This is a genomic window from Paracoccus binzhouensis (assembly GCF_016446475.1).
Classification (GTDB): domain Bacteria; phylum Pseudomonadota; class Alphaproteobacteria; order Rhodobacterales; family Rhodobacteraceae; genus Paracoccus; species Paracoccus binzhouensis.
The window spans coordinates 1-8829 of the sequence record NZ_JAEHFP010000152.1 but is presented as its reverse complement, the minus strand read 5'-3'; the positions used below and the strand labels follow the sequence as shown (position 1 = coordinate 8829).

The 8829-nt window shown below is 67.5% G+C and carries 8 protein-coding genes; 3 read left to right on the top strand and 5 right to left on the bottom strand.

All coding sequences use genetic code 11. The features are described 5' to 3' along the window. Window positions 1-146: 146 nt before the first annotated feature. The 3 genes from I9P22_RS21935 to I9P22_RS21925 are packed head-to-tail and all read right to left on the bottom strand — an operon-like array spanning window position 147 to window position 3919. On the bottom strand, window positions 147-1127 hold the full coding sequence (locus tag I9P22_RS21935; RefSeq protein WP_199262119.1) for a branched-chain amino acid ABC transporter permease: 981 nt from the start codon (window positions 1125-1127) through the stop codon (window positions 147-149). A 9-nt stretch (window positions 1128-1136) separates the two neighbouring features. Further along, window positions 1137-1946 carry an ABC transporter ATP-binding protein gene (locus I9P22_RS21930; RefSeq protein ID WP_199262117.1) on the bottom strand — a complete coding sequence of 270 codons (810 nt, stop codon included), beginning with the start codon at window positions 1944-1946 and terminating at the stop codon, window positions 1137-1139. Then, entirely contained in the window at window positions 1943-3919 is a 1977-nt protein-coding gene (locus I9P22_RS21925; RefSeq protein ID WP_199262115.1) for a long-chain fatty acid--CoA ligase, read from the bottom strand. Before I9P22_RS21925 ends, I9P22_RS21930 begins: the two co-directional genes overlap by 4 nt. A 112-nt stretch (window positions 3920-4031) precedes the next feature. Between I9P22_RS21925 and I9P22_RS21920 the strand changes: the two genes are divergently transcribed. From I9P22_RS21920 to aroQ, 3 genes are read left to right on the top strand one after another with little or no spacing between them, the layout of a single operon-like run. After that, a complete protein-coding gene (locus tag I9P22_RS21920; RefSeq protein ID WP_199262113.1) occupies window positions 4032-5912 on the top strand; it encodes a PAS-domain containing protein in 1881 nt (626 codons plus the stop codon). Beyond that, window positions 5905-6606 (top strand): response regulator transcription factor, encoded by a 702-nt coding sequence (locus I9P22_RS21915; protein ID WP_199262110.1) that lies wholly within the window; start codon window positions 5905-5907, stop codon window positions 6604-6606. The genes I9P22_RS21920 and I9P22_RS21915 overlap by 8 nt, the downstream gene beginning before the upstream one ends. Before the next feature lie 28 nt (window positions 6607-6634). Next, entirely contained in the window at window positions 6635-7069 is a 435-nt protein-coding gene (gene aroQ / locus I9P22_RS21910) for a type II 3-dehydroquinate dehydratase (RefSeq protein WP_199262108.1), read from the top strand. Here aroQ and I9P22_RS21905 read toward each other — a convergent pair. Together I9P22_RS21905 and I9P22_RS21900 are read right to left on the bottom strand one after the other, a co-directional pair. Next, entirely contained in the window at window positions 7066-7869 is an 804-nt protein-coding gene (locus tag I9P22_RS21905) for a glycosyltransferase family 2 protein (protein ID WP_199262106.1), read from the bottom strand. The genes aroQ and I9P22_RS21905 overlap by 4 nt on opposite strands. A gap of 148 nt (window positions 7870-8017) precedes the next feature. Next, a complete protein-coding gene (locus I9P22_RS21900) occupies window positions 8018-8620 on the bottom strand; it encodes an HAD family hydrolase (protein ID WP_199262104.1) in 603 nt (200 codons plus the stop codon). Window positions 8621-8829: the final 209 nt, after the last annotated feature.

Below are 8829 nucleotides of genomic sequence, written 5' to 3'. Positions count from 1 at the left end.
CCCCTCGCAGCCGTCAACGCCATGATTTATATGCGAAATATCACGATTACGACAGCGAAATCAGCGACTTACTTGGAGAATGTGGGGCAAAGAAGGTTTCTTCGTTCTGCAAATACCCAACAGTAAGCTCTCAACCCGCGACATGGTCAGACCCTTTCGATGATGCGCTCGCCGAACAGGCCCTGCGGCCGGAAGACGAGGAAGATCAGCGCCAGCACATAGGCGAACCAGTTCTCGGTCGCGCCGCCGACCATCGGGCCGACGAAATACTCGAACAGCTTCTCACCCATTCCGATGATCAGCCCGCCGACGATGGCGCCGGGGATCGAGGTGAAGCCGCCCAGCATCAGCACCGGCAGCGCCTTCAGCGCGATCAGCGAGAGCGAGAACTGCACCCCCGATTTCGTGCCCCACATGATGCCCGCGACCAGCGCCACGAAGCCGGCGATCGACCAGACCATGATCCAGATGAACTGCAGGCTGATGCCCACCGACAGCGCCGCCTGGTGGTCATCGGCCACGGCGCGCATCGCCCGGCCCTGCTTGGTATATTGCGAGAAGCCGACCAGCGCCGCCACCAGCACCGCAGCGATCAGGGTCGCCCAGATGTCCAGCCGGTCGATGAAGAAGCCGTAGCCCAGCCAGTTGTTCGTCGCCGTCTCGACGGTTTCGGAAATGCCCTGCGGCAGGCCCACGTCCAGCGATTTCACGTCGGCGCCCCACATCACGTCGCCCAGCCCTTCCAGGAACCAGGCCAGGCCGATGGTGGCCATGAACAGGATGATCGGCTCCTGCCCGACCAGATGCTTCAGCACCAGCTTCTCGATGGCGATGGCAAGGCCGACCATCACCAGCGCCGTCAGCGCGATGCCCAGCAGCCCCGGCACGGTCCAGCCGAAGCTGGAGACATGCGTTCCGAAGGCCGCGTTGATGAGATGCGCGAAGGGCACCCGGCCCTCCATGATGCCGACCAGCGTCATGGCGGCGAACAGCGCCATCACCCCCTGGGCGTAGTTGAACACCCCCGAGGCCTTGTAGATCAGCACGAAGCCCAGGGCGACCAGCGAATACATCACCCCGGCCATCAGGCCGTTCAGCAGGATCTCGCTTGCGTAAAGAAACTCCATTCCTGCCCCCTATGCGTGTTCCACGCCCAGATAGGCGCTGATGACTTCGGGATTGCTGCGCACCTCGTCGGGGGTGCCGTCGCCGATCTTGCGGCCGTAATCCATCACCACCACCCGGTCGCTGAGGTCCATGACCACGCCCATGTCGTGCTCGATCAGCGCGATGGTGGTGCCGAACTCGTCGTTCACGTCCAGGATGAAGCGGCACATGTCCTCCTTCTCCTCGACGTTCATGCCGGCCATCGGCTCGTCCAGAAGCAGGATCTGCGGCTCGGCCGCCAGCGCCCGCGCCAGTTCGACGCGCTTCTTCAACCCGTAAGGCAGCCGGCCCACAGGCGTCTTGCGGATGTTCTGGATCTCCAGGAAGTCGATGATCTTCTCGACCTGTTCGCGGTTCTCGACCTCCTCGCGCTCGGCCCGGCCCCACCACAGCGCCTGGCTCCAGATCGGCGCCTTCATCATGTTCAGCCGGCCGGTCATGATGTTGTCCAGCACCGACATGCCGTCGAACAGCGCGATGTTCTGGAAGGTGCGGGCGATGCCCAGCCGTGCCACCTCATAGGGTTTCATCGGGCCGCGGCGATGGCCCTTGAACCAGATCTCGCCCTCTTGCGGGACATAGAAGCCCGAGATCACGTTCAGCATCGAGGACTTGCCGGCGCCATTCGGGCCGATGATGGCGCGGATCTCGCCCTCGCGGATGTCGAAGCTGATGTCCTTGATCGCCGTCACGCCGCCGAAGCGCAGGGTGATGTTCCTGAGGTTCATCAGCACGCCGCCGATCTGGCGGCCGTCGGGAGTGGTCGTCGTCTGGGTCATTCCGCGGCCACCTTCTGCATGGTCCGGGTCGGGAAGGTCCGGGCGTCCTCGATCTTCAGCGTCGCGCGGATCTCGCCCTTGCGGCCGTCCTCGTAGGTCACTTCGGTGCGGGTGCTGACCGTGTCGCGCCCGTCATAGAGCGCCGCGATCAGGTCGGCATATTTCTCGGCGATGATGTTGCGGCGCACCTTGCGGGTGCGGGTCATCTCGCCGTCGTCGGGGTCCAGTTCCTTGTGCAGCACCAGGAAGCGCCTGATCTGGCAGCCCGACAGCATCGGATCCTGGGCGACGGATTCGTTCACCGCCTCGACATGCTCCTTGATCGTCGCATAGACCTGCGGATGGCCGGCCAGTTCCTGATAGCTGGCATAGGCGATGTTGTTGCGCTCGGCCCAGTTGCCGACCGCGGTCAGGTCGATGTTGATGAAGGCCGTGCACATGTCGCGGCCGGCGCCGAAGACCACCGCCTCCAGGATGTTGGGATAGAACTTCAGCTTGTTCTCGACATATTTCGGCGCGAACATCCGGCCGTCGGCCATGCGGCCCACGTCCTTGGCGCGGTCGATGATGCGCAGGTGGCCGGTCGCCTCCTCGAAGAAGCCGGCATCGCCCGTCGCCACCCAGCCCTCGGCATCCTTGGTCGAGGCGGTGCTGTCCGGGTTGTTGTAATATTCCACGAAGGTGCCGGGCGAGCGGTAGAAGACCTCGCCATTCTCGGCGATCTTCAGCTCGACGCCGGGCGAGGGCACGCCGACCGTGTCCGAACGCACCTGCCCGTCCGGCTGCTGGGTGATGAAGACCGAGGCCTCGGTCTGGCCGTAGAGCTGCTTCAGGTTGATGCCGAGGCTGCGGTAGAAATCGAAGATCTCGGGCCCGATCGCCTCGCCCGCCGTATAGCCGACGCGGATGCGGGAATAGCCCAGCGTGTTCTTCAGCGGACCATAGACCAGCAGGGTGCCCAGGGCATAGCGCAGCCGGTCCAGCCCGCCGACCGGCTTGCCGTCCAGGAGCGCCGGGCCGACGCGGCGCGCGACCTCCATGAAATGCCGGAACATCCGGCGCTTGAAGCGGCTGGCATCCTCCATGCGGATCATCACGCTGGTCAGCTGCCCCTCGAAGACCCGCGGCGGGGCGAAGAAATAGGTCGGGCCGATCTCGCGCAGGTCGGTCATCATGGTATGCGCGCCCTCGGGGCAGTTCACGGTGAAGCCGGCCCAATAGGCCTGCCCAACCGAGAAGATGAAGTCGCCGACCCAGGCCATCGGCAGATAGGCCAGCACCTCCTCGGCCTCGGTCAGGTGGTCGAAGGCGGCGGTGTTCCGGCCGGTCTCGATGATGTTGCGGTTCGACAGCACCACGCCCTTGGGCTTGCCGGTGGTGCCCGAGGTATACAGCATCACGCAGGTGTCGTCGTAACCCAGCGCGGCGATGCGCGCCTCAAGCTCGTGGCCCAGCCGCTGCGCGGCGGCGCGGCCCTCGGCCTGCACATCGGCCAGCGCGTTCATGTGGGAATGGTCGTATTTCCGCATGCCGCGCTTGTCGGTATAGACGATATGCTCGACCGAGGGCGCGCGCTCGCCCACCTCCAGCACCTTGTCAACCTGTTCCTGGTCGCCGCAGACCACGAAACGGGCGCCGCAATGGTCCAGCACATAGGCCATCTCGTCGGCCACCGCGTCCTGATACAGCGGCACCGGCACCGCGCCGCACATCTGCGCCGCCACCATGGCCCAGTAATGCGCCGGGCGGTTGCGGCCGATGATGGCGACGTGATCGCCCTGGTTCAGCCCCAGCACCAGGAAGCCCAGCGCCAGGGCGCGGATCTCCTCCGCCGCCTCGGCCCAGGTCCAGCTTTGCCAGATCCCGAATTCCTTTTCCCGATAGGCGGGCCGGTTGCCGAAGCGTTCGGCATTGCGCGCCAGCAACGCTGGAATCGACTGCAAACCGGCCTGGGCCGCCTCAGCGTTCTGCATGGTTCCTCCCCTTGCCGTCAGGGCTCCTCTTCCCTCTGGCAATCGCAGCTTACTGCGGCAATTCTTGCGTCAGTTTTTCCCGAATCCTACGAATTGTTACAGGGGTCGCGCAATGCCAGGAATGGAGATGCCCTCGAACGACCGGCATGCCGAGCTGACCCGCTCGGGGCTGAACCTGATCCAGCAGGCGATCTCGATCTTCGACGCCGACCTGCGGCTGGCGGTCTGCAACCGCCCCTATCAGGCGATGTTCGGCCTGCCGGACGCGCTGACCCGGCCCGGCGCCACCTTCCAGGACACCATCCGCTACCTGGTGCATCGCGGCGAATACGGTCCCCAGGACGACCCCGAGACCGCGATCCGCGAGCGCGTCGACCAGGCCCGCACCTTCCAGCCGCATTACATGGAGCGTAAGCGCGCCGACGGCCGCTGGATCTCGGTCGAGGGGGCGCCGCTGTCGCAGGGCGGCTGGATCGCCGTCTATACCGACATCACCCATATCAAGCGGCAGGAGGAGCTGCTGCGCGCCCGCTCCGAGGAGCTGTCCGAGCGGGTGTTGGAGAATGCCGAGCAACTGTCGGCCGCGAACCGGGCGCTGGCGGCCACCAATGCCGCGCTGGAGGAGGCCAAGCGCATCCTGACCGAATCCGAGGCGCGCACCCGCCACGTCACCGCCATGGTCCCGGCCCATATCGCCCATATGGACCGCGACTATCGCTATACCTTCTCGAACAACCAGATCTCGATGGTGTTCCCCGGCTCGGACGCCTCGATCATCGGCCGGCAATGCGAAACGGTTCTGGGGGCCGAGACCTTCGCCCGCATCCGCCCGCATCTGGACCGCGCCATCGCCGGCCAGCCTCAGGTGTTCGAGATCACCCACCCGCCCTCGGGGCGGCGCATCCGCATCGCGCTGACCCCGGACCAGAACGGGCGCGGCGTCTATATCCTGTCCACCGACGTCACCGCCGAGGTGCAGGCGCGCGAGGCGCTGACCCATGCGGCGAAGCGCGCGGTGGCGGCGCAGATGACATCCGGGCTGGCGCATGATTTCGGCAACCTGCTGACCATCATCCTGGGGCTGCAGGGCCGGCTGGCGCGCGCCGGCCTGCCGCCGGAACAGGCCGAGGACGTGCAGGCGACGCTGGCGGCCGCCCGGCGCGGGGTGCGGCTGCTCGACGGCATCTCGGCGCTGACCGGACGGCGCGAGCACCAGCCGCAGCCGGTCGATCTGCGCGCCATGCTGGACGATCTGGCGGCGATGACCCGGCCGACGCTGGGGGCGGAGGTCGCGCTCGACACCCGCATCGGCGAGCTGCCGGCGCGGGTGATGCTGGACCCCGGCGCGCTGCAGGACGCACTGCTGAACCTGATCCTGAACGCCCGCGACGCCATGCAGGGCCGGGGCCGGATCACCGTCGAGGCCCGCCCCGCCGGGCGCTGGCTGGAAATCGCCGTCACCGATACCGGCCCCGGCTTCTCGGCCGAAGCATTGGCGCGGGCGACCGAGCCCTTCTTCACCACCAAGGGCAGCCAGGGCACCGGCCTGGGCCTGTCGATGGTCTATGACCAGATCAAGCTGTCGGGCGGCACGCTGCGGCTGTCGAATGCCGAAGCCGGCGGCGCGCGGGTCACCATCCGCCTGCCGCTGCGCGCCGCCCGCCCGCATCTGGTGCTGCTGGTCGAGGATGACGACGCCATCCGCGCCCATATCCGCGAGATGCTGACCGCCCAGGGCCATTCGGTGATCGAGGCCGGATCGCTGGCCGAGGCGCGGGGGTTGACCGACCTTCCCGGCCTGACGCTGATCCTGTCGGACCTGCAGCTGGGCGACGGTTCGGGCGCCGATCTGCGCGGCCGAGGCCTGCCCCTGGTGCTGATGACGGCGCTGCCGCCGGGCGATCCGCGCAGATCGGGGCTTGACGGGCCGGTCCTGACCAAGCCCTTTGGCGACACCGAACTGGCCGTGGCCATGGCAGAGACCGATGACTGACGCCCCCCTGATCGCCATTCTCGACGACGAGCCCGAAATCCGCCGCCTGCTGTCCGCGGCGCTGGAGGAGGCGGGCTTCCGCACCGTCGGCTTCGCCCGCGCCACCGAATTCGAGGCGGCGCTGCGCCGCATCCAGCCCGATGCCTGCCTGATCGACCTGGGCCTGCCCGACCGCGACGGGCTGGCGCTGGTGCACCGGCTGGCCAGCGAATCCGGCGCGGCGATCATCATCATCTCGGGCCGGGCGCAGGTGCAGGACCGGGTGACGGGCCTCGAGCTTGGCGCCGACGACTACATCATCAAGCCCTTCGAGCCGGCCGAGGTCGTGGCCCGCATCCGCGCCCGGCTGCGCAGGCCCCAGCGCGACGCCGGCCCCGGCCGCCAGCAGGTCCGCTTTGCCGGCTGGTCGGCCGATTTCGACCGCTACACCCTGACCTCTCCCGAAGGGGCCGAGACCCCGATCAGCCATGCCGAGGCCGAGGTCCTGCGCCTGTTCCTCGACAACCCGCGCCGTCTGATCTCGCGCGCGCAGATGCTGGAGACGCTGGGCGGCACGGCGGGGGAAAGCTTCGACCGGGCGATGGACGTGCGCATCTCGCGCCTGCGCACCAAGCTGGGCGAGGATCCGAAGAACCCGCGGCTGATCAAGACGATCTACGGCGCGGGCTATATCTTCCTGGCCGAACTGGGCTAGGATCCACCCGAAAGCAGCGGAGATTGCCATGCCCACCATCTATGTCCTGAACGGCCCGAACCTGAACCTGCTGGGCCAGCGCCAGCCCGAGATCTATGGCAGCACCACGCTGGCCGACGTGGAGCGCGACTGCAAGGCGCTGGGGGCCGAGCTGGGGCTGGACATCGCCTTCCACCAGTCGAACCACGAGGGCGCGATCATCGACCTGATCCACGAGGCGCGGCTGAAGGCCCAAGCCATCGTCATCAACCCGGCCGCCTTCACCCATACCTCGGTGGCGATCCTGGATGCGCTGAACACCTTCGACGGGCCGGTGATCGAGGTGCATATCTCGAACGTCCACAAGCGCGAAAGCTTCCGGCACCATTCCTATGTCAGCCTGCGCGCCGAGGGGGTGATCGCCGGCTTCGGCATCCACGGCTACCTGCTGGCGCTGCGCCACGTGGCAAAGCTGGTCGGCTAGGAGGCCGCGTCCGCCGGCCCCCAGATGCCGCGATTCCGGCGGAACCAGTCGTAGCAGGCGCCATTGGCCGGCCCCCGGCCCTTGCCCTGCCAGGAGAAATGCAGCAGCGCGTCGCAGCGGGCCACCCGCCGCTCGCCCGGGGTGATGCCCTCGGCGTTCAGCCAGATCCGGACCCCGTTCAGCGCCAGGTTGCCCGACAGCCAGGGATCGTCCACGGTCCACAGCAGCTCGGGAATGTCGAAGGCGCTGTCGGGCATGAATTCCGGGCGCAACATGGCGCCGCCATAGCCCTTGAAGATGTCCACATGGCCCGAGCCCACCCAGGCCGAGGGCTTGACCAGGCCCAGCGTGCCCAGCCGCAGCAGCCGGTATTGCCAGTCCTTGCGGCGCGGCAGGGCGCGGGGCTGGGCCGTGCCTTCATGGCCGGGAACGAAGCCGCCCGCCTCGGCGATGACGCAATCGGGATGCGCGCGCCGAGCGGCCAGGAAGCGCGCCGTCCAGCCGCGGTCATAGATGCGGTCGTCGTCGCAAAGCAGCAGCTCGCAATCCTGTCCGGCGAAATCGCGCACCGCGGGCAGGATCTTGGTCGCCGGGCCGAAATCCTCGTCGGTGCGATGGATGCTCACGCCCTGCGGCACCTCGGGCAGGGTGCCGTCCCAATCCGGGAAGCGACGATAGTGCCGGGGAATGTAAAGCCGCACCTGGTCGGGCGGCGCCTGCTGGTCCAGCACCGAGCGCAGGGTGGGCCCCAGCGCGGCGAAGCGGGAGGGGATCGAGGACAGGGTCACGACAAGAGTCACGCGGGGTTCCCTTAATTGGTCATGCTTTCCACCCGCGCGCCCCGACCTCGCACGCCCGCCCGCGGACAGGCCGCGGCTGCCGGGACAGGGGCGGTCCCGGCGGCTTACATGGCCCTGGCTTACAATTCGCTGACAGCGGCCGCGGCGGCTAGAACAGCCCGCGCCGCGCCAGTTCCACGCCCAGCGCCTCGGCGCCGGTGAACAGGATGCCGTCCATGCCCAGCACCCGGGCGCCCTCGACATTGGCCGGGCTGTCGTCGATGAAGATGCAGTCCCGGGCGGCCAGCCCGTTGCGGTCCATCAGCAGCCGGAAGATCGCCGGCGCCGGCTTCAGGGCACCGACCTGCCCCGAAACAAGGATGTCGCGGAACAGATCGCCCAGCCGCGGATGCAGCTCCAGCGCATGGGGCCAGGTCTCGGCCGCCCAGTTGGTGATAGCGTAAAGGGGCAGGTTGCGCGCCAGCAGCGCCTCGGCGACCTCCCAGCTGCCGGGGACGGTCTTTTCGATGGTCAGGGGAAAACCCGCCAGGTAGCCCGCCAGGTGCCGCGCCTCGTCGCCATGTTCGGCGCGGGCGGCGGCCAGCCCCTCGGCAAAGCTGCGGCCGCCGTCCTGCAGCCGGTTCCAGGCCGGGAAGTCGATGCGGGCCATCCAGGCTTCGGCCGCCGCCCGGTCGGTGAAGACATCGGCAAAGGCCAGGGCCGGATCCCAGTCGATCAGCACCCCGCCCAGGTCGAAGATCACGTTTTTCATCGCTTGCCTTTCCTCGCCTCGGGCCTTGCTGTCGCCATCTAATCGCGAAAGGCGGCATGATCCATGACAAAGGCGCCGATCTGCCGGCGGACACGCGCCCGCTTCTGCAAGGCCGGAACCCGTGCTAGGTCATGTTGACAAATGGCGAAGCCAGAGCCTGATGCAGGCGATGTCGATGAAGCCGAGGAAACTGTCTGCGGTTTTGTCGT

What these genes read in the sequence shown, in the direction of transcription:
- I9P22_RS21935 (WP_199262119.1), bottom strand. Translation starts at nt 1,127, where the DNA reads ATGGAGTTTCTTTACGCAAGCGAGATCCTGCTGAACGGCCTGATGGCC.
- I9P22_RS21930 (WP_199262117.1), bottom strand. Translation starts at nt 1,946, where the DNA reads ATGACCCAGACGACGACCACTCCCGACGGCCGCCAGATCGGCGGCGTG.
- I9P22_RS21925 (WP_199262115.1), bottom strand. Translation starts at nt 3,919, where the DNA reads ATGCAGAACGCTGAGGCGGCCCAGGCCGGTTTGCAGTCGATTCCAGCG.
- I9P22_RS21920 (WP_199262113.1), top strand. Translation starts at nt 4,032, where the DNA reads ATGCCAGGAATGGAGATGCCCTCGAACGACCGGCATGCCGAGCTGACC.
- I9P22_RS21915 (WP_199262110.1), top strand. Translation starts at nt 5,905, where the DNA reads ATGACTGACGCCCCCCTGATCGCCATTCTCGACGACGAGCCCGAAATC.
- aroQ (WP_199262108.1), top strand. Translation starts at nt 6,635, where the DNA reads ATGCCCACCATCTATGTCCTGAACGGCCCGAACCTGAACCTGCTGGGC.
- I9P22_RS21900 (WP_199262104.1), bottom strand. Translation starts at nt 8,620, where the DNA reads ATGAAAAACGTGATCTTCGACCTGGGCGGGGTGCTGATCGACTGGGAT.